Source organism: Arcobacter venerupis (genome assembly GCF_013201665.1).
Taxonomy (GTDB): Bacteria; Campylobacterota; Campylobacteria; order Campylobacterales; family Arcobacteraceae; genus Aliarcobacter; species Aliarcobacter venerupis.
The window spans coordinates 1,520,189-1,546,078 of record NZ_CP053840.1 but is presented as its reverse complement, the minus strand read 5'-3'; the positions used below and the strand labels follow the sequence as shown (position 1 = coordinate 1,546,078).

Below are 25,890 nucleotides of genomic sequence, written 5' to 3'. Positions count from 1 at the left end.
TAATCAATAAAATTAGAGTTAATATGCCTAAAATAGTTAGCATAATAATATTAGAAATGGACATGTGATATTCCCTTTATGAGATATTTTGTCCATTATATTAGAAACTTTGTAAAGACAGAATCAAAATTATATAAAAAAAATCAAGATTTTATAAAGATTACTATCTTAGAAAAATAAATAATCATTTTAAATCAATAAAAAAAATGCTATATATTCCACTATTTTTGAAATAAAGCTTACCATTGAAACCTTTTTCAATTATTATCTTTGACATGTAAAGACCTATACCACTACCATTGGATTTAGTTGAAAAATAAGGTTCAAAAATTTTTTCTTGTATTTTTTTATCAATACCACCTGCATTATCTGATATTAAAATTAAATCTTTTTCAAGAATTATTTGAATTTCAGGGTTTTTAATATTTCTTTCAATAAAAACATCTTTTGCGTTAACTAAAAGATTTAATACAACTTGAGAGAACTCATTTTCATGACCGTAGATATAAAAATCATCGCCACTTATTTTTGTATCTATATTATTTACTTGTAATGAACTAGAAAAAATATTTATAGCTTTTTGAATATAGGTTAAAGCACTAAAATTATTTTTTTCTTTTTTAGGAAAATAGAAATTCTTAAAATCTTCTAATGTTTCAGACATATACTGAAGTTGATTATTTGCTTCAGTTATTTTATCTTCTAAATAGATTTTATCTAATTTATTATGTTTAAAAGCCCCATTAATATTTATAAATATATACCCTAAATGTGTTAATGATTGTCTCCATTGATGAGTAATATTACTTATCATTTCTCCCAAAGAAGAGAGTCTACTTTGATGAATAAGTAATTTTTGTTTCTCTTCTTTTTCATCTTCATTAATTTTCATTTTATAGGAAAGAGCAAATGCAAAAATTAATGATTCTAAAGGAGCGAATAGATGTATTAAATCAATAATAAATATAGGATCAATATCTTGATTAATAAAATCAGTTAAAAATTCTACAAAAATATAGGTCAAAATAATAATTGTCCACCCAATAATATAAAAAATTATAGGTTTAGCTTTTGTTTTTATATATATAGAAACAGCACAAATAATATAAATTAGTAAAAATAAAGAATCAGGAAATGAAATTATTAATCTTAAAAATGCAACAAAAAATAAAACTGTTAAAACCTTATCTAAAAATGGTGTATATTTTTTTGTATTTAAAAATTCTTTAGTAAAAAGATTTGATGAAATTAAAAATCCAAATACAATAAAATCATAAAAACCATAGGATAAACAATACTGTTTATCGGAAAAATAAATCATAAATAAAATAAAAAATTGAGTTAAAGAATAGTAAATAAAACTTTTTTCTTTATTAAAAATAAAAAAAGCAAAATAATAAAGGAATGCAGTAAATATAATCCCATAACTAATGTTATATAATTCTTTTTTTTTCATCAAATCAATTAAATAATTATTTTTTTCTTTTGTAGATATTTTTAAATTTATTTCTTCAATTGGAGTAAAAATTTTTGCGAATATAATATCTCTATTTTTAATTTCTATTGCATTATTTTCTATAAAAAATTCATTTTTATCAAATAAAATAGGATTTATAGATAGTTTTGAATCTATTATAAGAATATAATCTTTATTTTCATTCCCTTTGTTGTTAAAAGTAATTTTTAACCAATAATCTTTTGATGAATTAAATTTAATAAAATCCGTAGTTTTTTGAAAACCTTCAGCTGATTTTATTGTATTAAAATTGAAATTATTATTTTCAATAATTTCAATAGATGAGATATCTTTTGCATAAAGTAAATTAATAATTAAAAGGACGTATATAATTATTTTCATTTTAAATTTAATTTATAACCTATTTTTGATATATTTATCAAAGTATCATCAGGAAGTTTTTTTCTAAGACTTTTTACAACTGAATGTAAAGCATCTTCTGTCATATTTCCCTCCCATATAAAATTCTCAAATTCTTTATATGTTATTGCACGATTTGTATTTTTTAAACATATTTCTAAAAATAAAAGTTCTTTATTTGTAAGTTTTACAAGTTCATTCCTTTTTAATAAAGTTTTATTTAATACATCAAATTTTATTTCATTATTAAAGTTGATAATATTAGAACTATTCGTTTCTAAAAGCTTTATAGCCTCTTGTAAAGAAAATAAAAGAGTATCTTCAGAAATTGGTTTGGTAAGATATTTTACAAGTTTTAGTTCTACAGCTTTTATCAAAAATTCAGTATCTATTCTTGCTGTTGCTACAATTATTTGCGTTTTTATATCGTTAAGTCTTATTTTTTCAATCAATTCTAAACCGTTCATTTTAGGCATAATTATGTCACAAATTATAATATCAGGTTCTATTTGTAAATACTGTTCATAACCCTCAAGGCCATCTTTTGCTTCATAAACGAAATCACTTAAATAATTTAAATACTCTATTGCATTTTTTCGTATAAAATCTTCATCTTCTATATATAATATTTTCAAATTTTTCATACTTGATTATATACTAAAATCCTATAAAAAATATAATCCCCATTTTATGACATCTTTTTTTATTATAATTTCTCATCAAAAAAAAAGGAATCATATGAAAAAACTACTACTCCCCGTAATTTTAACTTGTACTCTTTTTGCAAGTGAAGAAAATTTTTTTGAATTAGGGGCAGGATATATAAACTCAAAAGATAATTTTTCTACAAATAGTAATAAAAAAATTACATCATTTTCTAGCTCTGAATCTGAGAATAAAGCAATACCAAATATAAATACATATTATGGAAAGAACCTTTCAGAAAATATTAAAGCTTATTTCCAATTAGAACAAACTGATTTAAAAATTGGTACAAAACTAAACACGACTATTGGAGACTTCTATTTTGGAGTAAAATCAAAATTACTTGAAGAAGAATGGGAAAACCCTTTTTTATTAAATCAAGATAGAAAAGAGACAGATATAAATGAAAATGGTTTATTTTTAGCTTATGAATTTAATACTTCAGATTATTCATCAGCAATAATAAAATACGAATATAGTAAACGAGAATATGATATAGATAATACAATAGAAGATTTAAAGCGAAATGGAAATAGAAATTTATTTTCATTAAATCATGCTTTATCTTTAAATATTTTAGATGAAGAGACACTATTACTTACAAATATGATTTTTGAAAATTATAGTGCTGATGGAAAAGCAAGTAGCTATGATAGTTTAGCTTTAGAATTAGGATTTTCTAAAGATTTAAATAGTAAAACTAATTTGACAGTTTTAACAAATATTTCAAAAAAACAATATGATAAAACAAATCCAATTTTTAATGAGAAAATAGAATCTAATAATTTTAAAATACTTACAAAAATAGAATATAAAGAACCTTTTAACTTTACAGATACTTATATTAACTTTACAATAGGGCAAGAAAGCCTTAATGCTAATAATGAATTCTATGATGCAAAAAGTAATTTTGCTCTTTTTGGAATAGGATATAAATTTTAATTCAAATATATTTATCCTAGTAAAAATCTAGGATAAATTTTCTATAAAAATAAATTAAAACTATTTACATTTATTGTATGCTTCTTTTAATTTTCCATATAAGTCATCAAAACCTACATCTTCCATTTTTTCAAGTAAATCAACCATCACAACATTATCTTCATGTCCATTCCATACTTTGATGTAATGACCTTCTTTATAACCATTATCTTGTCTAAATTGATTTAAACAGTTTTTACCAATATAAAGTTTTTGTAACCACATAAAAGATAAACCAGAGATTTTACAACATCTAAAAAATTGGTCAATAAATCTTTCAATTCCACTAAATGATGGCATATTTCCTGTATCAATTGCTAATGAAATATAAGATAATTTTTCAGCTTCTTTTACCATAAGCTTTACATCAACATCTTGAGATGCTTCATAAATACAATGAGTATTTACCAATGAAACTGCTTTTGGAACATTTGTTTCTTGTAAAATATAAGACATTAAAAAATGCCAAATATCAACAAGTTCAACATGAATATTATTCATATCTGGATCTGCATTGATATTTTTCCAATGTTTCCAAGGAGTTGATTCAATAAGTTCAGCAACTTCCATATGAATACATCTTAACCAATTTATCTCTTTTCCAAATTTGTTAACACCTAATTCCCAATTATTACCATTTGTAGAATCATTTAATTTCTTTTGTAATAAAAACATCTCTTCTAATTTATGTGGAAAAGATGAAACTTCTTCAAGAAGTGAAGCAAGAGGTAAACACTCTTCAATTACATTATCTAAAGCTGAATTTGTAACTAATAACTCTTTTTCACCCTTTAAAAGATGAATAATAAGTGAAATTAAATAAGGAACTTCATTTTTCTCTTCCCAATTCAAAATATCATCTGATGTAACACCTGCATATTGTATAAAATCTTCAATAGTTCCAAAACCTAATGACTTAATACTCTCTTTAAAATCTTTATATAACAACGCTAACTCCTATTTTAATGGTAATTTTATTATGAATTTTGTTCCAAAATCTGTATTATACACATTTATCTTTCCACCACTATGTTCTTCAATAATAGTTTTACTCATGTATAATCCTAATCCTGTTCCATTTTTATTATTTTTTGTTGAGAAATATGGATCAAATATTTTATCCAAAAGATTACTCTTTATTCCACCTGCATTATCTTCAAATTCAATAATTAAACTATTTTTATCTTCATAAGTGTGAATATCTATTTTTCCATGCTCAATACTTTTTTCAAGTATTGCATCACATGAGTTTTTTGCCAGATTTATAAAAACTTGAACTATTTCATTTAAATATATTTTCAAACATGAATTTGAACTATTTTGGTATTTTACTTCAATAGAATTTATTTTAAATAAATATGCTAAAAAATCCATAGATTTTTCAATAACATCTTTTATAAAAACTTCTTCTTTACTCTTATTTGGTTTAAAATAATCTCTAAAATCATCTACTGTTTTTGACATATAATCAAGTTGTGAACTAACTTGATTTACAACATCATCAAGCATTTCATCTGAAATATCACCATTCACCATTTTTAATAAAGGTAATTTTTGAATCAAAATAGAAACTGCTTGTAAAGGTTGTCTCCATTGGTGAGCTATCATACTTATCATCTCACCCATTGCAGCTGATTTTGATTGTTCAACTAATAAATTTTGTTGATTTTTTAGTTCTATTTGAGAACTTATATCCACATTTACAGCATCATAACTAATAACATTCCCTCTATTATCAAAATTTGGATGAATTGTTGTTTTTATCCAATAAGAATCGCCATTTTTTTTACGATTTATAATCTCACCTTGCCACATATTCCCAGATTTTATAGTATTCCATAAATCTGCAAAAACTTTTTTTGACATATCTGGATGTCTTAAAATATTATGAGATTTTCCTATTAGTTCAAATGACTCATAACCAGAAATTTTACAAAAAGCAGCAGATACACTAATTATAATGCCATTTATATCTGTTCTTGACATAATTACATATTTATCAACAATATCAATAGATTTATTTAAAGCACTCTCAACTTGAGCAATTGATTTTGAATAAATATCTAAAATACTAGAAAAAATCTCTTCGTAATAATAAACTATTTTCTCCATTAACTCTTTTGATTGAATATTTAATTCAAAAGCAAAATTCATTAAAGCATTTTTAAAAGATGACCATAATAAAAAAAGTTCACTAGCTTTGATATTTTGTTTTTTTAAATATTTAATAAAATCAATAATTACTGGACAATGTTCTATTTTTTGATTATTTTTTACAGCTTGAATATAATGATCAATAACGCCAAAGGCGTATCTTTTAATAAGTAAATCTTTATCGATAGAATAGTCATTTATCAATTTAATAACCGAATCTGAACTTATCCATGTTCTAATAATTGATATTTTGTCTTTTTCTATTTTCTCAATAAAATGATTTATTTGCATTTATCCTACTGTTTTATTTTTTTCTACAAAAAAATTACAAGCTTGACCACTTGAATTTTTTACTACAATTGAAGGAAGATATCTTGATTTAAATCCATAAGATTTACACCCATGAGGTTGCCCTGCTTCCCACGTTACAAAATAATAAACACACTTTTGACAAACTATTCTTTTTTCCATGTTCTTGTTCTAATTTTAAATTTAAATTTCAACTTTACTTTGTATAGCTTTAGAAAGAGATAAAATATCAACATTTTCTAAGCTAACACCCGTTGGTACACCTTGGGCAATTTTTGTAAATTTTATATTGTGATTTTTTAATTTATCTTCAATAAATAAGATAAATGCATCATTGGCAATTGATGGAGTTATTGCAAATAAAATATTTTCTACTTCATTATCATTTATAAATTTGTGCAAAGAATCCAATACTTCTTGGTCTAACTCTTCAATTACAAAATATTTTCCATCAAATTGACGTGAGTCTTCAATAACAAAAATATCTTTAGCACTTTGAACAATACAAAGTTTTGAACTATCCCTTGATTCATCCAAACAAACTTCGCAAATTTCATGCTCACTCATAGAACCACAACGAACACACTTAGTAATATTTTTAAGTGCACTTTCAATGCTGTGAGCTATTTTAATCCCACAATAATTGTCGTTCATAACAATGTGATAAGCAAGTCTAAGAGCTGATTTTTTTCCAATAGTAGGTAAAGATTCAAATGCTTCAACAAGTTCGTAAAATTTTTCTAATCCTTTATTCATGGCAGGATTATATCTAAGATTTTTAATAAATTATATAAAACTATACACTTATTAATTCAATCAATATTTATCAAGTTTTAGATAAAATCGCGACTTATTAATTTAAATATTTTTTAAGGGGATAGAATTGACTGAAATAGATTATTATGAACTACTAGAAGTTAGTAAAGGTTCAGATAAAAGTACAATTAAAAAAGCTTATAGACAAATGGCTATGAAATATCATCCTGATAAAAATCCAGGTGATAATGAAGCTGAAGAGAGATTCAAAGCTATAAATGAAGCTTATCAAGTATTAAGTGATGAAGAAAAAAGAGCTGTTTATGACAGATATGGAAAAGCTGGACTTGAGGGTCATGGACAAAGAGGTGGTGGATTCTCTGGTGGTTTTGATGACTTAAGTTCTGTTTTTGAAGAGATGTTTGGAAGTGCTTTTGGTGGCAGTTCACGTGGAAGAAAACAGAAAAAAACATATAACTACAATCTTGATGTTACTATTGAAGTAAAACTAGAATTCAACGAAGCTGTATTTGGATGCAAAAAAGATATAAGTTATAAATATAAAACAGCTTGTAAATCTTGTTCTGGAACTGGTGCAAAAGATGGGAAACTAGCAACTTGTACAACTTGTAATGGACAAGGTCAAGTTCATGCAAGACAAGGATTTATGACATTTGCTCAAACTTGTCCAAAATGTGGTGGAACAGGTCAAGCAGCAGCAGCTTCTTGTAAATCATGTGGTGGAAGTGGTTATGATGAAGTTAAAGATTCTTTTAAAGTTGATATTCCAGAGGGTGTAAATGATGGAATGAGAATCCGAGTTTCTCATAAAGGAAATATCGCACCAGATGGCTCAAGAGGAGATTTATATTTACAAGTAAAAGTAAAAGAAGATTCTCATTTTGTAAGACATGATGATGATATCTATTACGAAGCACCCATTTTCTTTACACAAATTGCATTAGGTGGAAAAATAAAAGTTCCTACATTAAGAGGTGAAGTTGAACTTGAAATTCCAAAAAATGCAAAAGATAAACAACAATTTACTTTCAAAGGTGAAGGTGTTAAATCTGTTCAAGGTTATGGAAAAGGAAATTTAGTTGTACAAATTAAAATTGAATATCCAAAAGCATTAAATGATGAACAAAAAGAACTTCTAGAAAAACTTCAAGAAAGTTTTGGAATAGAGAGTAAACCTCACGAAAAAAACTTTGAAAATATGTTTGACAAAGTTAAAAAGTGGTTTAGCTAAATACTTTATAATACTTATCTCAGTATAATCAAGAAGAAAATACTGAGATAGGAATCAACAGTGTATAAATTTCTTCTATTACTTTTTTTCTTACATAATTTACTTTTATCTAACACTACTAATACTTTAACAAATCAAAATTTTATTAATACAAATACCGATTTTACACAAGAAGAACAAGCATTTATCAATACTCATAAAACAATTACTGTTGCAAATGAATACGATTGGATACCTTTTGATTATAATGAAGATAATCAAGCAAAAGGATATACAATTGATTACATAAAACTTATTTTTTCTAAAATTGATATTACACCTATTTTTATTAGTGATAGTTGGGATAATCTAATAACAAAACTTTCTACAGGTGAAATAGATATATTGCCAGCCTTAGAATATAACGAAGAAAGAGAAAATTTTTTAAATTATACAAAACCCTACTACACTCAAGAATTTTCTATTATCACAAAAATAAATAAATTTAATTTTATAAATATAGATGATTTATCAGGTAAAAAAGTTGCAATGGTAAAAAATTGGGACTTAACTAAATTTTTAAAAGAGAATTATAAAAAAATAAATATTATTGAATTTGATAATCTTGATAAAGTTTTTGAAAGTATTAAAAACAATGAAACTGAATTAACTATTCAAAACTCTTTGGTTGCAAACTATTTTATAAATACAACATATGCCGATTCATTAAAAATATTAACAAAAATAAATATTAATAACTTTGATGATAGATTATATATAGGAGTTAAAAAAGAGTTTTCATTACTTGTAAAAATTATAAATAAGGCAATTAATAAAATTTCAGCTGCTGAACTTGAAGTGCTAAATAATAAATGGTCTAATGACAAAAAAAGTATATCTTTTTCACAAAAAGAGTTAGATTTTATAGAAAACAAAGTTATAAATGTAGCTTTTACTGACAATTGGGCACCAATAAATTTTGTAGAAAACCATAAAGCATATGGTTTAGGTTATGATTTTTGGCAATATATAGTAGATAAAGCAAATCTAAAAACAAATCTAAAAACTAAAAAATCTTTTTCGATTGCACTTGAAAGTATAAAAAACAAAAGTTGCGATGTCATAATCGCAACTTCAAGAACATTAGATAGAGAAAAATATGCAATATTTTCAGATATATATTACAAAGCTCCAATTGGAATTGCAACACTACAAGATAAAAACTATATTCCAGATCCCTCTTATCTTCTTGGGAAAAAAGTCGGTGTTGGCAAAAATTACACAGCATATCAAATACTACAAAAAGAGTATCCTAACATGGATTTTGTTTTTGTAAATAATATTGAAGAAGGTTTATCCTTATTATCTAATAATGAAATATATGCACTAATTGATAATTTACCTGTGTTAACCCATAATATTCAAAAATACGCATATAGTAATGTCAAAATTTCAGGAAGTACAGGAATTGATTTTAATTTACAAATGATGCTTAGAGATGATTATGAAGTTTTACAGTCAATTATAAATAAAGTTTTAGAAAGAATGAGTCCAAATGATAAAAGTCAAATCTATAATAAATGGTTAAAACTTGAATATACTCAAGCTTTTGATTATTCAGTATTATGGAAATATTTTTTACCTTTAATTCTAATTATACTTTTGGTTCTTTATAAAAATAGACAATTAATTACTTATCAAAGGAAATTAAAAAATACTAAAAATGAATTAGAAAATACTCTTAAAACTTTTAGAAGTTTAGTAAATTTAACTATTGAAGGAATTATAATAGTTAGTGACAATGAAATTATTTATTATAATACTGAAATTTTAAAAATATTTAACCTTAATAATAAAGAGCTTTTAAATAGACCTTTTTCTAATTTATTTAAAACAGATAAAACTATTAATTTTGAAGATATTATAAAAAATTCCGATTCACAAACTTATGAAATTTTTGGTTTAAGAAATTTTGAAATAAAATTTCCAATTCTTATTAAATCAAAAAAGGTAATTTTTGAGAATCAACAATCAATTATTTTATCAATTATTGATATGAGTGAAATAAAAAATAGAGAAAATCTTTTAATTCAACAATCAAAAATGGCAAGTTTAGGTGAAATGATGGGAAATATTGCCCACCAATGGAGACAACCTCTAAGTTTAATATCAACTGCTGCTTCAGGAATGAAACTACAAAAAGAGTTTGACCAACTTGATGATAAAACCTTTAATGAAACAATAGACAATATAACCAATACAACTATGTTTTTATCACAAACTATTGATGATTTCCAAAATTATCTAAAAGAAGACAAGATAAAAAAAGAGTTTAATGTTAATTCAAGTATAGACAAAATCCTTAGTATGTTAAAAGGCTCTTATAAAAACCATGATATAAATCTAATTTTAGACTTGAGTGAGGGATTATTTATAAATAGTTATGAAAATGAGTTAAATCAAGCTATATTAAATATTTTAAATAATGCCAAAGATGCCCTATTAGATATAGAAAAAACCAATAGATATATTCATATTAAATCATATAAAGAAGCTGAAAAAATTATTATTGAAATAATTGATAATGCAGGTGGAATAAAAGAATCTATCTTAAATAAAATATTTGAACCATATTTTACTACAAAACATAAAAGTCAAGGTACAGGATTAGGATTATATATGACTCATAAAATTATCACTTCAAGTATGAATGGGGAAATTAAAATCACTAATACTTCTCACAAATTTAATGATATTTTTTTTAATAATTGCACAAATGTTAAAATAACTATCCCTCTTTCATAATGAATTAAAAAGCAATTGATTATAATGTTTTTTATTTTTAAATTATAGTTATTTTTTATGGAAGGAATTAATATATGAGTGAATCTTATTTAGAATCTCATCCGGATGCTAATGGTTTTTTTGGTAAATTTGGAGGTTCATTTATTCCTCCTGTTTTAGAAAAACCTTTTGCTGAAATTACACAAGCTTATTTGGAATTAAAAAACTCTCCTAAATTTATTGAAGAGTTAAAATATGTTAGAAAACACTATCAAGGAAGACCTACTCCAATCTCATTTGCAAAAAACCTTACACAATTTTGTGGTGGAGCAAAAATCTATCTAAAAAGAGAAGACTTAAATCATACTGGTGCTCATAAATTAAATCATTGTATGGCTGAAGTAATTCTTGCTAAATATTTAGGTAAGAAAAAAGTAATTGCTGAAACTGGAGCTGGTCAACATGGTGTTGCTTTAGCAACTGCGGCTGCTTATTTTGGTTTAGAGTGTGAAATTCACATGGGTGAAGTTGATATAAAAAAAGAACATCCAAATGTTGTTAGAATGAAAATCTTGGGAGCAAAAGTTGTACCAGCAACTCATGGTCTTAAAACTTTAAAAGAGGCTGTTGATTCAGCTTTTGAAGCATATTTAGCTGATACTGAAAACTCTATTTATTGTATTGGTTCTGTTGTTGGTCCACATCCATTTCCTATGATGGTAAGAGACTTCCAAAGTGTAATTGGATTTGAGTCAAAGGAACAATTTTTTGAGCATGAAGATAAACTTCCTGATAATGTTGTAGCTTGTGTTGGTGGTGGAAGTAATGCTATGGGATTATTTTCTGGATTCATTGATGATAAAGAGGTAAATCTTTATGGTGTTGAGCCAATGGGTAAAGGTGATAAAATTGGTGAACACAGTGCCACTTTAACTTATGGAGAAGAGGGAATCATGCATGGATTTAACTCTATAATGTTAAAAGATAAAAATGGAAATCCAGCTCCTGTTTATTCAATTGGAAGCGGAATTGATTATCCATCAGTTGGACCAGAACACGCTTATTTAAAAGAGATTGGAAGAAGTAAAGTTGGACTTTGTGATGATAATGAAGCAGTAGATGCTTTTTATAAATTATCACAACTTGAGGGAATAATTCCCGCACTTGAGTCAGCTCATGCTATTGGATTTACTATGAAACTAGCACGAACACTTCCAAAAGATAAAACTATTTTAGTAAGTCTTAGTGGTCGTGGTGATAAAGATATTGATTTTGTAATAGAGAACTACCCTATTCCAAATGCTAAATTTTAAATACAAATAAGGAATAGAAAGAAATGAAATTAGAGTATGCAGGATTAAAACCAGTTATTAGTGAACATGGTGTTTCATTTAAAGATGGTAAAGAAGATAAATTTATTTATTTATCTTTTGCAATTGATATATTAAATGCTATTGACCATACATATGAACAAAAAAAGAAATATTCTCATCAGATAAATGAAAAAGCTCTAACACCTGATGAAATTTTAAATGTACTTTTGAATTTCCATCCTGATTTGGAAGATGTAATGAATAAAGAGATAGACTCTTATTCAAAACATTTAGATGATGAAGAAGCAGAAGTAAGAAATAGAGCAGTTTTATCAAATATTGAAAAAGATACTTTTATTGCGAATCTAAAATTGATGAGAAAATATAAAACTCAAAGAGCAAAAAATAAAATCTTTTATTTTCATTGCATTGAAACTATTGTTGAAATAATCCTAAAATACAAAATAAAAGAGCTTGATACTCCATTTAATGAGAGATTTTGGCATATACTTCAAACTATTGAAGGAAAACTATCAACTCATAAAATAAATTCTAATCTTAAAATGATAGAAGAAGATGCTATTTTAAAAGCAATGCTTACTATTAATATTTACTAAAATTGTTTAATTAGAGTTTTGTTTATATTTTCCAATTCTTGGTATTTATAAACTAACTCTTGATATTTTAAATTGTAGTCATTATATAAAAATGAGTAATCATTTTTTTCATCTTTATATTTATCATAACCTTTTTTTGAGGTATTTGTTAAAGCACTTATAAAGTTAAAAGAGTTAACAGCAGTTAATATTTCATCTAATTTATCCTGAGATATTACATCTGTTGATTTGGCATTTGGATCAGCTATTTTTTGAGTTATTGATTCATATAATAAATCAGCTAAACTACTATTGTTTGATGAAGATAAAAACATACTTTTATCATTATAACTATTAGTTAAATATGAGTATCCTATATTAAATGGTTGCCCTAAAACCGTATTAAATAAAGCTTTTGATAAATAATCATCACTTGAAAAAAGTGTTGCAAGTCTTAGATTTTTCGCCATACTTTTATCATCTTCATTTACAAATAAACTATCTATCTCTTCTAAAGAAATACCTTTTATATTTTCATAAGTTAAAGCATTTGTTCGTGTTGTAGCAGTTGCATCTGAATTGCTAACTAAATTATTTAAAAATACATTTGAAGTTGCACCCGTACTTGTATTATTTGTACTTGAAATTTTTGCCATAATAGAGTCAATATTTGAAGTTATCATTAGTTACAATCCTCTTTTTTAGATAAGAATTTTAACTCATTACACGAAAATCCTGCTTCTTTTCTTGCATTAAAGTTTAAATCCATTTTTCTTTTTGTACTTCCAGGAAACACTTCTTCAATTATTTGTAAATATGTAGATTCTGGCTCTAAGTTTAATCTATCACACTCATACTTAAACCAAGTATCACCTTTTTTTACATGGTCAACTTCTTCATCTAAAATAATCTGCAATGCTTTTAAAAACTTATTATTAAACTCATCTCTATTTGAATTTAATTTCTGCATTATTTTTGGATTTTGATCAAGTCCATTTGCTTCAAGATACCTTGGAACTGCTGCCATTCTTCTTAAAAATTCAGGTGTTTGCTCCATTGCTTCAAAAAGATTTTTATGAACAGGAAATTCTCCATAAACTCCACCAACTTCACTTAATAATTCTTCAAGTATTAAGAAATGTCTTATTTCATCACTAGCAACTTCTAGCCAATCTTCATAATATTTTTTTGGCATATCTTTATACCTAAGAGCTGCATCTAAAGCTAAATCAATCGCTGAATATTCAATATGTAAAATAGTGTGAACTAAATATTTTTTTCCCTCTATTGATTTAAAATTTTTTATTACAGGTAAAGCTGTTGGTTTAACTATTTCTAAAAATGAATGATATGAAGGATTTGTAAATTCATAGGGTATATAAGAATCACTCATAAAATAGTTCCCATTCAAAAAATTATTATAAAAGACTTCAAACTTTTCTATTTTTTCTTTTGGCTTACTTGTTTGTAAAATATCCTCTAAAAATAAAAAATAATCCATAAATAACCTCTTTTTTGATATAATCTATAGAATTTTAGCAAAGTAAGGTTAAAAATGGATATAAAAGTTCAACCAATGGGTGATTATCAAACGAATTGTTATATTATAACTGTTGACAATAAAGATATAATTATAGATCCAGGTGTAAATGCCTATGCTTGGGTTAAAAGAAATGTGAAAAATCCAATTGCAGTTTTAAATACCCACGGACATTTTGATCACGTTTGGTCTAATCAAGAAGTAAAAGATAGTTATAACATAAAATTGTACACTCCAAAAGATGATGAATTTATGTTAACACTTGATCCCTATGGATTAGGAATGCCTCCGTCATATGCAGATATTTTAGTAAATCCTGATGAAGAGATTGAAATTGAAGGAATAAAAATAAAATTCCATCATTTTCCAGGTCACACACCAGGATGTAGCGCTTTGCAAATTGACAAATATCTTTTTACTGGTGATTTCATTTTTAAAGGAACTATTGGAAGATTTGATTTTCCAAACTCAAATGCTACACTAATGAAACGAAGTTTAAATAAAATATTACAATGGAATGAAGATTTCCATATTTATCCAGGTCATGGTGACAAAACAACATTGAAAAGTGAGATAGAGACACTAAAACAATGGGAAAAACATATTTAATAAAGGCCTTAGTTCATGAATTTTTCTTGTGAAACAATAATTAATGAAAATGAAAAATTAAAATTGACAGATTTAGATAAGAGTTGTTTAAATATATTTGAATATTTAAAATTACATCATAATATAAATTTTTTACAAATTGACATAAAAAAAAATGACAATATTCAAAATCTATTTTTATATGCCCAAAAAGATGAAAATTATTTAGTAAATACTTTAGAATTCAAACAAAATTGTAACACTACAATTATATTTCATTTTCTATCTCAAAATCAAATTAATTTTGAATTAGTAAAGACACATCTTGATAATATTCAAATGTCTTTATTAATATTTTCTCAATCATTATTTAATAAATTCATGGAAAGAGCATTAAATGAAATGTCTTTAATTGATCACCTAACAGGTTCATATAATCGATGTTATTTAGATAATTATGCTGGGAATTTATTAAGTATTTCAAATAGAGAACAAAAGAAAATTGCTTTTATAAAAATTGGAATTGATCAATTTAAAGCTGTTATTGATGAATTCGATTATGAAGTTGGAGACAAAGTTTTAAAAGCACTAGCTGCTACATTAAAAGATAGTATTAGAGAGTCAGATTTAGTTATTAAAATTTCTGATGATGAGTTTTTAGTTATATTACAAAATATAATTAATGAAAACAATGCTATACTCATATCAGAAAAATTGATTAATAATTTTAGCAAAACAGAAGTTTTAATAAATGAACAAACAAGACAGATACTTATGAAAACTATCTGTGGAGGTATTTCAATATATCCTGATAATGCAACTACGATAGATGAAATCATAAAAAAATCTGACATTGCTCTATATGAAGCAAGAAACAGAGGAAGAAGTCAAGTTTTTATGTTTAGTGAAGAAGATACAAATAAAATAGATTTCTTTTAGGTGTGATATATGAAAAATAAGATTTTAGAGTTAATCAAATCATCAGCGACAAATCAAGACGATTATAATTCTTTAGTTAGTATATTTAATCTTCATGAACAGTTACAGTATGCTACAAATATTAAGCAAATGGCAGAAGATATATTTAATTGGCTATATAAAGAATTTAAAATTGATAATCTTACTTTTTCTTTATTTGATGTAAATAAAAATTATAAAGAAATAATTTTAAAAAAAGGCGAAGAGTTTTATTTAGACGATGATTTATCTTATTTTTTTATTATAAATACTCATACAAGTTTAAATGCTACTGTTTCATTTCGAGCTACTTCTAAAGTTCATTTTAAAATTTTAGAAGTAAAATATGAAACAATTGAAGCTGCTTTTTTTCAAGTTTCTCCGATTGTTCAAAGTGGAATTTTAAAGAAAAACTTTATAGAATCATCATCGTTAGATTCTGTAACAAATGTATACAATAGAAATTATTTAATAGAAAATTTAAATACTCATTTGAGACTTTCAAATAATACAAGAGATGAAATCTACTTTTTAATGGTTGGAATTGATCATTTTAAAGCTGTAATTGATGAATTTGATTATGATATTGCAGATAAAGTATTAATTGAACTTGCAAAAGTAATTCACTCAAATATAAACGAGTTTGATATGGTTGGAAGATTAAATGGAGATGAATTTTTAGTTTCTGTTTTAAATAATGCAAGTGAATATCAAACAGAAGAGATTGCTAAAAAAATTATTTCTGATTTCGCAGATGTTAATATTTTAATAAATGAAGAAAAAAACCATTTTTTGAAAAAAACTATTTGTATTGGATTTGAAGTTTATAGATTAAACTCAGATACTACAATAACAGACTGTATTAAAAATGCTGATATTGCACTTTACGAAGCAAAAAATAAAGGAAGAAGTCAACTATTTAAATTCAGTGACTTAAGTGCAGAAGATACTATAGATTTATTTTAATCTTTAGTATCTCTTAGTATTCTTATAAAGTTTTTCTAGCTTTTACATAAACTCTTTTGGGAGCTGGATAACCTTCAACTGTTTTTGTTTTATCATTTTCATCTAAAAAATCTTCTAAACTTTGATCAAATGACCAAGGTGTTTTTCTTTGTTCTTCTGATGTAGTTATAGTTGTTGCTATTACTTCAATATTTTCAAACCCTGCTCTTTCAAGCCAATTTTTGAGTGCAGGAATTGTAGGAATAAAATAGATATTTGGGATTTTTGAATATCTTTTATTTGGAGTTAAGCATAACTCTTCATCTCCATCTATCATAAAAGTATCTATTAAAATCTCACCTTTGCTATTTAAGCCTCGAGCTAGTGATTTTAAAGTTCCAACTGGATCTGGTCTATGATATAAAACTCCAAGCATAAAAATAAAATCAAATTTATGATTATAATATTCTAAATGTTCAACACCCAACATTTCATAAACAATATCTGATTTTACAAAATGATTTATAAATTCAAATTGATGTAAAGTCAAAGGTGACGGATCAAATCCCACTAATCTTTTTGGTTTATCTTCAAGCATTCTAAACATATAATAACCGTTGTTACAGCCAATATCTGCAACTATTTTATCTTTTAAATTAAAATATGGTCTAATTAGATTATATTTGATATTACTTTGCCATTCACTATCAATTTCTAAATCAAAGATTTTAAAAGGACCTTTTCTCCAAGGAATTAATGATTTTGCAGTTTGTAATATAATCTCTTCTTCTTCTTTTGTTAAATTTTCTTTAATCCCTACACTAAACCAATCACCATAATCAATAGACAAATTCTCTTTTTCTATTTTACAAGCGGTTTGAAGTTGTAGATACCAAGGTTCAACATTTTTCCATGTTCTACATTCATTTTTTTTATTTTGTAATATTTCTAAATTCATTTTGCAATTATAGATATTTAAGTCAAAAATTCATCTTAAATTAACAGAAATTAACAAAGAAACAACCATTCATTAACTCAGGATTAACTTCTTATGAATATAATTCATTGAATAAAAAAAATAAAAGGATATTTATTGAACTTTTCAAATGTCTTATTCTCTTTTAAGACAACATTAATTTTACTTGCTATATTAGCAATAGGTGCTGGTTATGCTACCTTTATAGAGAATGATTTTGGTACATCAACAGCGAGGGTTTTAGTTTATAACAATCTTTGGTATGAAACGATACTTGTGTTAACTACAATAAATTTAACAGGTATTATTTTCAAATTTAAAATGTGGAAAAACAAACCAAGATTTATTTTTCATACGTCGTTTGTTATTATATTAATAGGTGCAGGAATAACAAGATATGCTGGTTATGAAGGTATTATGCAAATACCTGAGGGTAAAATAGTAAATCAAATGTTATCTTTGGAGCCATACTTACAAGTTACTATTAAAGATGGTGATAAAGTTTATTATCAAGAATATCAAAAAGAATTTACCTCATTATTTAAAAGCATGAATAACTTTTCACATGACATTGTTTTTGATAATAAAAAAATCAATATTCATTATAAAGATTTTATGTTTGCAAAAAAAGGGTCTGCAAAAATGGGGCTTTTAACTGTTGAAGCAACTATGGATGGTAAATCTGAACAAATTAAACTTCCAGGACTAAGAGGTCAACAAGGAATTTCAAGAGAACTTGCATTTGACAATGTTACAGTTATGTTAGAGTATGGTTCTAAAATCGTAGATCTACCTTTTTCAATTAAATTAAATGACTTCCAATTAGATAGATACCCAGGAAGTATGTCTCCTTCATCTTATGCATCAGAAGTTACTGTTATTAAAGAAGATAAAGAAAGTTATAATTACAGAATTTTTATGAATAGAACTATGCATGAAGGTAATTTCTTATTTTTCCAAAGTTCATATTTCCCTGACGAAACAGGAACTGTATTATCTGTAAATAATGACCCAGGTAAATGGCCTACTTATTTAGGATACTTTTTATTAACACTTGGTTTATTATTAAACTTCTTTGATAAAAAATCAAGATTTTGGAAACTAACAAAATTTGTAAGTTCAAGAAATATAGCTTCACTTGCAATTGCCTGTACATTCTTATTTTCAGCAAATTTACTTCAAGCAAATGAAGAAGCTGCTAATTCATCTAATATTAATGAAACAGCTCAAAAATCTACTCAAATATTAGATTATTTAAATAAATTTAAAGACGAATCTAAAGCAACATCTGAAGATTTCGCAAAATTAGTAACACAAAGTACTGGTGGAAGAATGAAACCATTATCTTCTTTAGATTTGGAAATCGTTCAAAAATTAAGTGGAAAAGCAACTCTATTTGGTATGAATCCAGATCAAGTAGTTTTAGGAATGCTTACACGTCCTGATATTTGGAGTGATTTAAAAGTAATAAAAATTAAAACTCCAAAATTAAAAAAATTCTTAGGTGTTGATGAAAATGAAAAATATATTGCATTTTCAGAAGTATTTAAAGATGGTAAATATTTACTTGCAGGTGAAGCAGAAGTTGCTCTACAAGTAAAACCTATGGATAGAGGAACTTATGAAAAAGACATTATTCAATTAGATGAAAGATTAAATATAATTTATTCTGTATTTAATGGAAGTTTATTTAATATCTATCCTAGAGTAAAAGAAAATGCTGCAGACAATAAAGATAACAACAAATGGTATAACCCACTTGATGCTATGCAAATTTTCAAAGGTCAAAATCAAGCAGCAGTTGAAAGTATGACAAGAGGATTTATAAATTCAATTGTTGATTATAACTGGACTGAAGCAAATAAATATTTATCTATGATGACTATTTATCAAGAAAAAGCAGGAAGTGAAATTATTCCTTCTGAAACAAAAATTCATAATGAAATTCTATTTAATAAATTAGATATTTTCTTTAAAGTTACATTAGCTTATTTATTACTTGGTTTAGTGATGTTAATTGTTGCATTTATTGTAGTATTTAACCCAAAAATTAAACCTAAAAAAACTACAACAATATTTTTTACAATATTAGCTTTATTATTTGCAGTTCATACTTTTGGTATGGGATTCAGATGGTTTATTTCAGGACATGCACCATGGTCTGATACTTATGAATCATTATTATACATCTCTTGGTCAGCTGTATTTGCAGGTGTTATTTTCTTTAGAAAATCACTTCTTGCTTTAAGTGCTGCGGTTATTGTTGCTGCTATCTTTATGTTTACAGCTCATTTAACAGGAATTGACCCTCAAATTACGAACCTTGTTCCTGTTTTAAAATCATATTGGTTAACTATACATGTTTCGATTTTGACAGCATCTTATGGATTTTTTGGACTTGCAGCAATTTTAGGATTTATGACTTTAATTATGTTTATTTTTAGAAAAGATAGACCACATATTGATGAAACAATAAAAACAGTGGTAGCTATTACTGAAATTTCATTAATTATTGGATTATCTGCTGTTACTATTGGAAACTTTCTTGGTGGTGTTTGGGCAAATGAATCATGGGGAAGATATTGGGGCTGGGATCCAAAAGAGACTTGGGCTTATGTATCAATTGTAGTTTATGCGATAGTTTTACACTTAAGATTTGTAAAAGCCTTATCTACACCTTTTGTATTAGCAACAGCTTCTGTATTGGCTTTCTCTTCAATATTAATGACTTATTTTGGAGTAAACTTTTACTTATCAGGAATGCACTCTTATGCAACAGGTGATCCTGTTCCTATTCCTATGTGGGTTTATTATGTAGTAACATTAGTTGTTATTACCATAGTTCTTGCATTCAGAAATAGAAATATGAAAGATGCTATCTAAAATTCAAGGGAACTAAATATTTAGTTCCCTTAAAATCACTTCTTTTAATCAAATTTAAATTCCTCTAAACTTTTATTAATGTATAATTAACGAATAGTTAATAAATAATCTAGGAAATTGATGCAAGTTGATAAATTGCGAGACCTCATAAAACATACTAAAAATTTAAATGTTTTGTATGTAGAAGACAATATAGAAGTTCAAACTCAAACAGTAAAAATGCTGAAATCTTTTTTTAAAGATATTTGTATTGCAAATAATGGAAAAATTGGTTTAGAACTTTTTTCAAAAAATGATTCTTATCATTTAATTATTACTGATATTAAAATGCCAATGCTTGATGGATTATCTCTAATCGAATATATAAGAAAAACCAATAAAAAAATTCCTATAATAGTTCTTTCTGCACATGATGATACAGACTATTTGATAAAAACAATAAATGCAGGAATTGATGGATATATTTTAAAGCCTTATACTTTAAAACAAATAAGTGAAACGTTGATTAAAATTATGGAAAAGTATGATTTTGAGAATTTACTAAAAGAAAATGTAGAACTAGAATATGATTTTATTTGGAATAAAAACACAAATCAACTATTCAAAAACAATGAACAAATCAAACTTTCCAAAAATGAATCACGACTTTTTAAATTATTTATAAATAGCAATAGTTTAATTAAAGATTATAAAGAGATAGAGACATTTATATTTGATTGTTATGATAATGATATGAAAAAAATAAGAAACTTAATGTCAAGACTTAGAGTTAAATTAGATTGTGATTTATTTGAAACTATTTATTCCCATGGTTACTCTTTAAAATATAAGCAAGAAATATGAAACTTATACTTTTTTGTTTTATTTTTTTATATTTGAGCTTTTTAAATGCTGATGAATTTACAAATAATTTAACAAAAGAAGAAATTACTTTTTTACAAAACAATCAACCTCTTAGATTACATAATGAACAATACTGGCCACCCTATAACTTTAATGAAAATGGAACTCCAAAAGGTTTTATTATTGATTATATGAATTTAATAGCTAAAAAACTAAATATCCAAGTTAAATACATTTCTGGTCCATCATGGAATGAATTTTTAGATATGCTAAAAAATGATCAATTAGATGCAATTATTAATATTGCTAAAAATGATGAAAGAGAAAAGTTTTTTAATTTTACAAAAGTATTTCACTCAGCTGCAAATGCGATTTATGTAAAAAAAGGCAATGAAGATTTAGACTCTTTAAAAAAACTAGAAGGTAAAACTATTGTAATGCCAAAAGGCTTTTTTGCTCAACAATTCATAGAAAAGAACTATCCAAAAATAAACCAAATTCTTGTAAAAGATTCTGTTGAGGCTTTGAAATTATTATCATTGGGAAAAGCAGATGCGACTATTGATAAAAAGAATGTACTTGATTATATTATTTCTACAAAAAACATTTCATTAGTTGTTCCAGCTAATTATGTAGATGATGAAAGATTAGTAAGTCATATTAGTGTGGCAACTTCTAAAGACAAACCTTTATTAAATTCTATCTTAAATAAAGCCCAAGCCTCAATTTCAGATGAAGAGCTACTTAATTTAAAAAGAAAATGGTTTAATATTGATGATATTATAGACAAAAAAAAGTTTTTAACAAGTTTAGAAAAAGATTATCTCAAAACCAAACCAACTATTAAAATATGTAACTTTTTAAATTTAGTACCTATTCAATTTAAAGAAGATAATAAACTCCAAGGTATAAACATTGATTTATTTACCTTAATATCAAAAAAATTAGATATTGAAATAAAATATATAGATGTAAAAAATAAAGAAGAACTTACATCTTATCTTAAAAATGGTACTTGTGACATTTCTCCTATTATTTCAAAAGAAACAGATTTAAGAGAATTTATAGAATTTACTAAACCTCTTCTTAGTTATAAATTAGCAATTATTACCCAAAACAGTAAACCAGTAATTCAAGATATTGAAGAAATAATTGATAAAAAAATGGCTACAAAAAAAGATTCTATCTACACTGATATAATTAAAAAAAACTACCCAAATTTAAATATCTATGAAACAAATAATAACTATGAAACCTTAGAAGCCGTTAATAGTAATAAAGTCTATTTTGCAATAGAACCACTTCCTATAATCGCTTATTATATGTCAAGATATGCTTTAAATAATATTTTTATTTCAAGATATACAGATATGTTATTTGAGATAAACATTGCTGTAGAAAAAAATAATCAAATTTTATTAGAAATATTAAATAAAACCATCCATGAAATTGATTCAAATGAACATAGTATAATATTTAATAAATGGACTAATTTATCCATAAAAGAGCCTTTTGATTATACTACTGTTTGGAAAATACTATCTTTTGTTTTTATTATTTTATGTATAGTAGCATATAGACAAATAATTTTAAATAAACACAATAAAAAATTAAAAAATGCAAATAATGAAATTGAAAATAAAAATAAATTAATTGCTAAACAAAAAGAACTTTTTGAGAAACTCTTTAGTAAATCAGCTGATGGTGTTTTATTAATAAAAGAGAAAAAGATTGTTGATTGCAATGAAGCTAGTATAAAAATATTACAATATCCAAGAAATGAATTAATTGGAAAATTCTTTTGTGATATTTCTCCAGAATTTCAACCTAACAATGAAAGTTCAACTATAAAATCTATAAACAAAGTCGATGAAGCATTAAGTAAAGGAATTAGTAGCTTTGAATGGGTTCATTGTAACAAACAAAATGAGCATTTATGGATTGAAGTTGTATTAACATCTATAGAAATTGATAATAATTCAGTAATTCATGCTGTAATTCGTGATATAAATAAAAGAAAAGATCTAGAACAAAAACTTGAAATCTTAACTCATAACTTGGAAGAAAAAATCAATGAAGAGATTAAGAAAAATCAAGAAAAAACAAAACAGTTAATCCAACAATCAAGACTTGCACAAATGGGTGAAATGCTTTCAATGATTGCACATCAATGGAGACAGCCACTAACAGCAATAAGCGCAACAACAAATAATTTATTATTAAAAAATTTAATGGATGAAAAAATTGAACCAGCTCATTTAGAAGAAGAGTTGGAATTAATTATAAATTATTCGCAGCATCTTTCTCATACAATTGACGATTTCAGAGATTTTTTTAGACCAGATAAAATAAAAACAAATGCTAATCTTGAAGACATAATTAATAAATCAATTGCAATTATAAAAACATCAATTGAGTCAAAAAATATAAAACTAATTAAAAACTATTGTTTTAATAATACAATTCTTTCATATACAAATGAAATTCAACAAGTTTTATTAATAATTTTAAAAAATGCAGAAGATATTCTTGTTGAAAATGAAATTGAAAAGAAAGTGATTAGAATCAATACTTTCAAGAAAGAAAGTTATGCAATTATACAAATAAAAGATAATGGTGGAGGAATATCATCTGACATAATAAATAAAATCTTTGATCCTTACTTCTCTACTAAGAAATCAAAAGAAGGAATAGGTATAGGTCTTTATATGAGTAAGACTATCATCAATGAGCATTGTAAAGGTACTTTAACTATAAAAAACAATAAAAAAGGTGCAACTTTTGAAATTTGTCTACCTCTTAATAGCTAAAAATTATTTTAGATATAATACAAAAAATTAAAGGAATTTTATGAGTACTAATATAATAGAAATTTTCAAAACAATAACAGCAATACCAAGATGTTCAGGAACTCACCAACCATTTATAAATCACATGAAAGAAGTATCAAAACAGTTTGGTTATTTATGTTTAGTTGATGAAACAAATAATATTTTATGTAAAAAAGAGAATTCAACTGCCCTACTAGCTTTTCAATCTCACTATGATATTGTTTGTTTAAGTGATAATTGTGTTCCTCAAATTGTTCAAAATGGCGACATTTTAAGTGCCGAAGATTCAACTTTAGGAAGTGATAATGGAATTGGTTGTTCATATATGATTGCTTTAATGTCTGAGGGTTATGATGGTGAATTTTTATTTACAAGCGATGAAGAGATTGGATTAATTGGAGCAAATAATTTAGCCTTACCTTTAAATGCTTCATATATGTTAAATCTTGATAGTGAAGAAGAAGGTGAGATTTGTATAGGTTGCGCTGGTGGAGTTGATATTTTTGGAACAAATTCAAATAAAAAAATAGTTCCAAATACAGATAATCTAGATTTATACGAAATAACAATAGGAAAACTTCAAGGTGGACACAGTGGTGTTGATATTGATAAAAATATTCCAAATGGTATAAAACTACTAGCAAAAACCATAAAAGAATGTAATGGTAAACTTCTTGATATAAATGGAGGTGAAAGAATCAACTCAATTCCTGTAAATGTAAAAGCAATAATTGCGAGTTCAACAAACCCTATTTCTAGTCATGAAAATATGAAGATAGAAAAAATAGCAGCAAAATCTGAACACTTAAATATCTATGATGATAAAATCATCGATTTCATCTATGATTTTCAAAATGGTGTAAGAGCTATGAATAAAGAGTTAAATGTAGTTCAAACATCAATAAATCTAGCAATTATTAAAACAGGGATAGATGAGATAAAAATAGAATTAAGTGGTCGTTCTATGGACAATGATGATCTAAAAAATCTAAAAGATGAAACAATTCAAATGCTAAAAGATTATAATTTTGAAGTCTCAACAAATGGAAAATATCCAGCATGGAAACCAGATATTAATGAATTCACTTCAAAAGTTCTAGAAATCTATAAAGAGTTTAACAAAAAAGCTTCACTCGAAGCAATCCACGCAGGACTAGAATGTGCAATATTTAAAGACAAATATCCTTTGATAAAAGTAGCTTCAATTGGACCTACAATTAATTTCCCTCACTCACGAAAAGAACAAGTTTCTATAAAATCAGTGGAAAATGTTTATAAAATTGTTAAAAAAATAACTCAAGAGATAAAATAAAAAGAGATTAAATCTCTTTTTATTTTAAATAATTTTAAGACTATTAATAGTCTTAAATAAATTTTATAGGTAACTAAATTTGAATAATACTGTTTCTAATACTTTAAAGAACTCCAATCTCCCTCTTATAGCTAAAGATGGTAATATTAATTTACTGCTTTTTGATTATGAATTTTTATTTGTACTTCAATCTTTTTAATTTTATAGTGAACTTTTTGGAAATATTTAATTAGTCTTTTAAAGCCATCTATAAATTATAGGGAATTATTTTTTATTTGTTGAGTTTTGTAAGGATTTGAGTAGTTAATAG

The 25,890-nt window shown here is 25.3% G+C and carries 21 protein-coding genes; 12 read left to right on the top strand and 9 right to left on the bottom strand.

Features of this window, described 5'->3' with window-relative positions; all coding sequences use genetic code 11:
- Positions 1 to 184: 184 nt before the first annotated feature.
- A complete protein-coding gene (locus tag AVENP_RS07640; RefSeq protein ID WP_128358495.1) occupies positions 185 to 1,858 on the bottom strand; it encodes a sensor histidine kinase in 1,674 nt (557 codons plus the stop codon).
- Positions 1,855 to 2,511: a response regulator transcription factor gene (locus AVENP_RS07635; RefSeq protein WP_172664259.1), complete on the bottom strand. Its 657-nt coding sequence runs from the start codon at positions 2,509 to 2,511 to the stop codon at positions 1,855 to 1,857. Before AVENP_RS07635 ends, AVENP_RS07640 begins: the two co-directional genes overlap by 4 nt.
- Positions 2,512 to 2,614: 103 nt before the next feature.
- Here AVENP_RS07635 and AVENP_RS07630 point away from each other — a divergent pair, with 103 nt between their 5' ends.
- Positions 2,615 to 3,523, top strand: coding sequence for a DUF2860 family protein (locus AVENP_RS07630; RefSeq protein WP_172664257.1), 909 nt, complete (start codon positions 2,615 to 2,617; stop codon positions 3,521 to 3,523).
- A 60-nt stretch (positions 3,524 to 3,583) separates the two neighbouring features.
- Here AVENP_RS07630 and AVENP_RS07625 read toward each other — a convergent pair whose 3' ends face one another.
- Genes AVENP_RS07625 through recR form a run of 4 tightly spaced genes read right to left on the bottom strand, consistent with a single transcriptional unit; the run spans position 3,584 to position 6,781 of the window.
- On the bottom strand, positions 3,584 to 4,510 hold the full coding sequence (locus AVENP_RS07625) for a dUTP diphosphatase (protein WP_128358498.1): 927 nt from the start codon (positions 4,508 to 4,510) through the stop codon (positions 3,584 to 3,586).
- Between the two features lie 9 nt (positions 4,511 to 4,519).
- Entirely contained in the window at positions 4,520 to 6,007 is a 1,488-nt protein-coding gene (locus AVENP_RS07620) for a PAS domain-containing sensor histidine kinase (RefSeq protein WP_128358499.1), read from the bottom strand.
- Positions 6,008 to 6,187: a uracil-DNA glycosylase gene (locus AVENP_RS07615; protein ID WP_128358500.1), complete on the bottom strand. Its 180-nt coding sequence runs from the start codon at positions 6,185 to 6,187 to the stop codon at positions 6,008 to 6,010.
- A 21-nt stretch (positions 6,188 to 6,208) separates the two neighbouring features.
- A complete protein-coding gene (recR, locus tag AVENP_RS07610) occupies positions 6,209 to 6,781 on the bottom strand; it encodes a recombination mediator RecR (RefSeq protein ID WP_128358501.1) in 573 nt (190 codons plus the stop codon).
- Positions 6,782 to 6,908: 127 nt separating this feature from the next.
- Here recR and dnaJ point away from each other — a divergent pair, with 127 nt between their 5' ends.
- The 4 genes from dnaJ (at position 6,909) to AVENP_RS07590 (ending at position 12,726) form a co-directional block, all read left to right on the top strand.
- On the top strand, positions 6,909 to 8,033 hold the full coding sequence (dnaJ, locus tag AVENP_RS07605; RefSeq protein WP_128358502.1) for a molecular chaperone DnaJ: 1,125 nt from the start codon (positions 6,909 to 6,911) through the stop codon (positions 8,031 to 8,033).
- A 60-nt stretch (positions 8,034 to 8,093) separates the two neighbouring features.
- Positions 8,094 to 10,817 (top strand): transporter substrate-binding domain-containing protein, encoded by a 2,724-nt coding sequence (locus AVENP_RS07600; protein WP_128358503.1) that lies wholly within the window; start codon positions 8,094 to 8,096, stop codon positions 10,815 to 10,817.
- A gap of 74 nt (positions 10,818 to 10,891) precedes the next feature.
- A complete protein-coding gene (gene trpB / locus AVENP_RS07595; protein WP_128358504.1) occupies positions 10,892 to 12,109 on the top strand; it encodes a tryptophan synthase subunit beta in 1,218 nt (405 codons plus the stop codon).
- 23 nt (positions 12,110 to 12,132) lie between these two features.
- On the top strand, positions 12,133 to 12,726 hold the full coding sequence (locus AVENP_RS07590) for a hypothetical protein (RefSeq protein ID WP_128358505.1): 594 nt from the start codon (positions 12,133 to 12,135) through the stop codon (positions 12,724 to 12,726).
- Here AVENP_RS07590 and AVENP_RS07585 read toward each other — a convergent pair.
- Positions 12,723 to 13,388, bottom strand: coding sequence for a hypothetical protein (locus AVENP_RS07585; protein ID WP_128358506.1), 666 nt, complete (start codon positions 13,386 to 13,388; stop codon positions 12,723 to 12,725). The two genes, AVENP_RS07590 and AVENP_RS07585, sit on opposite strands and share 4 nt — an antisense overlap.
- Positions 13,388 to 14,206, bottom strand: coding sequence for a ferritin-like domain-containing protein (locus AVENP_RS07580; protein ID WP_128358507.1), 819 nt, complete (start codon positions 14,204 to 14,206; stop codon positions 13,388 to 13,390). The genes AVENP_RS07585 and AVENP_RS07580 overlap by 1 nt, the downstream gene beginning before the upstream one ends.
- 54 nt (positions 14,207 to 14,260) lie before the next feature.
- Between AVENP_RS07580 and AVENP_RS07575 the strand changes: the two genes are divergently transcribed.
- From AVENP_RS07575 to AVENP_RS07565, 3 genes are read left to right on the top strand one after another with little or no spacing between them, the layout of a single operon-like run.
- Entirely contained in the window at positions 14,261 to 14,854 is a 594-nt protein-coding gene (locus AVENP_RS07575; RefSeq protein ID WP_128358508.1) for an MBL fold metallo-hydrolase, read from the top strand.
- 15 nt (positions 14,855 to 14,869) lie between these two features.
- Positions 14,870 to 15,772 carry a GGDEF domain-containing protein gene (locus AVENP_RS07570; protein ID WP_128358509.1) on the top strand — a complete coding sequence of 301 codons (903 nt, stop codon included), beginning with the start codon at positions 14,870 to 14,872 and terminating at the stop codon, positions 15,770 to 15,772.
- A 9-nt stretch (positions 15,773 to 15,781) separates the two neighbouring features.
- Positions 15,782 to 16,756 carry a GGDEF domain-containing protein gene (locus AVENP_RS07565; protein WP_128358510.1) on the top strand — a complete coding sequence of 325 codons (975 nt, stop codon included), beginning with the start codon at positions 15,782 to 15,784 and terminating at the stop codon, positions 16,754 to 16,756.
- A 22-nt stretch (positions 16,757 to 16,778) separates the two neighbouring features.
- On the opposite strand, the gene cmoB is transcribed toward AVENP_RS07565, so the two are convergent.
- The gene (cmoB, locus tag AVENP_RS07560; protein ID WP_128358511.1) at positions 16,779 to 17,693 is read right to left on the bottom strand and encodes a tRNA 5-methoxyuridine(34)/uridine 5-oxyacetic acid(34) synthase CmoB; all 915 of its coding nucleotides are present in this window, start codon (positions 17,691 to 17,693) and stop codon (positions 16,779 to 16,781) included.
- A 135-nt stretch (positions 17,694 to 17,828) separates the two neighbouring features.
- Here cmoB and ccsA point away from each other — a divergent pair, with 135 nt between their 5' ends.
- The 4 genes from ccsA (at position 17,829) to AVENP_RS07540 (ending at position 25,580) form a co-directional block, all read left to right on the top strand.
- Positions 17,829 to 20,594: a cytochrome c biogenesis protein CcsA gene (ccsA, locus tag AVENP_RS07555; RefSeq protein WP_128358512.1), complete on the top strand. Its 2,766-nt coding sequence runs from the start codon at positions 17,829 to 17,831 to the stop codon at positions 20,592 to 20,594.
- 120 nt (positions 20,595 to 20,714) lie between these two features.
- Positions 20,715 to 21,437 carry a response regulator transcription factor gene (locus AVENP_RS07550; RefSeq protein ID WP_128358513.1) on the top strand — a complete coding sequence of 241 codons (723 nt, stop codon included), beginning with the start codon at positions 20,715 to 20,717 and terminating at the stop codon, positions 21,435 to 21,437.
- Positions 21,434 to 24,247, top strand: coding sequence for a transporter substrate-binding domain-containing protein (locus tag AVENP_RS07545; RefSeq protein WP_128358514.1), 2,814 nt, complete (start codon positions 21,434 to 21,436; stop codon positions 24,245 to 24,247). The genes AVENP_RS07550 and AVENP_RS07545 overlap by 4 nt, the downstream gene beginning before the upstream one ends.
- A gap of 40 nt (positions 24,248 to 24,287) precedes the next feature.
- The gene (locus AVENP_RS07540) at positions 24,288 to 25,580 is read left to right on the top strand and encodes a M20/M25/M40 family metallo-hydrolase (RefSeq protein WP_128358515.1); all 1,293 of its coding nucleotides are present in this window, start codon (positions 24,288 to 24,290) and stop codon (positions 25,578 to 25,580) included.
- Positions 25,581 to 25,890 lie beyond the last annotated feature (310 nt).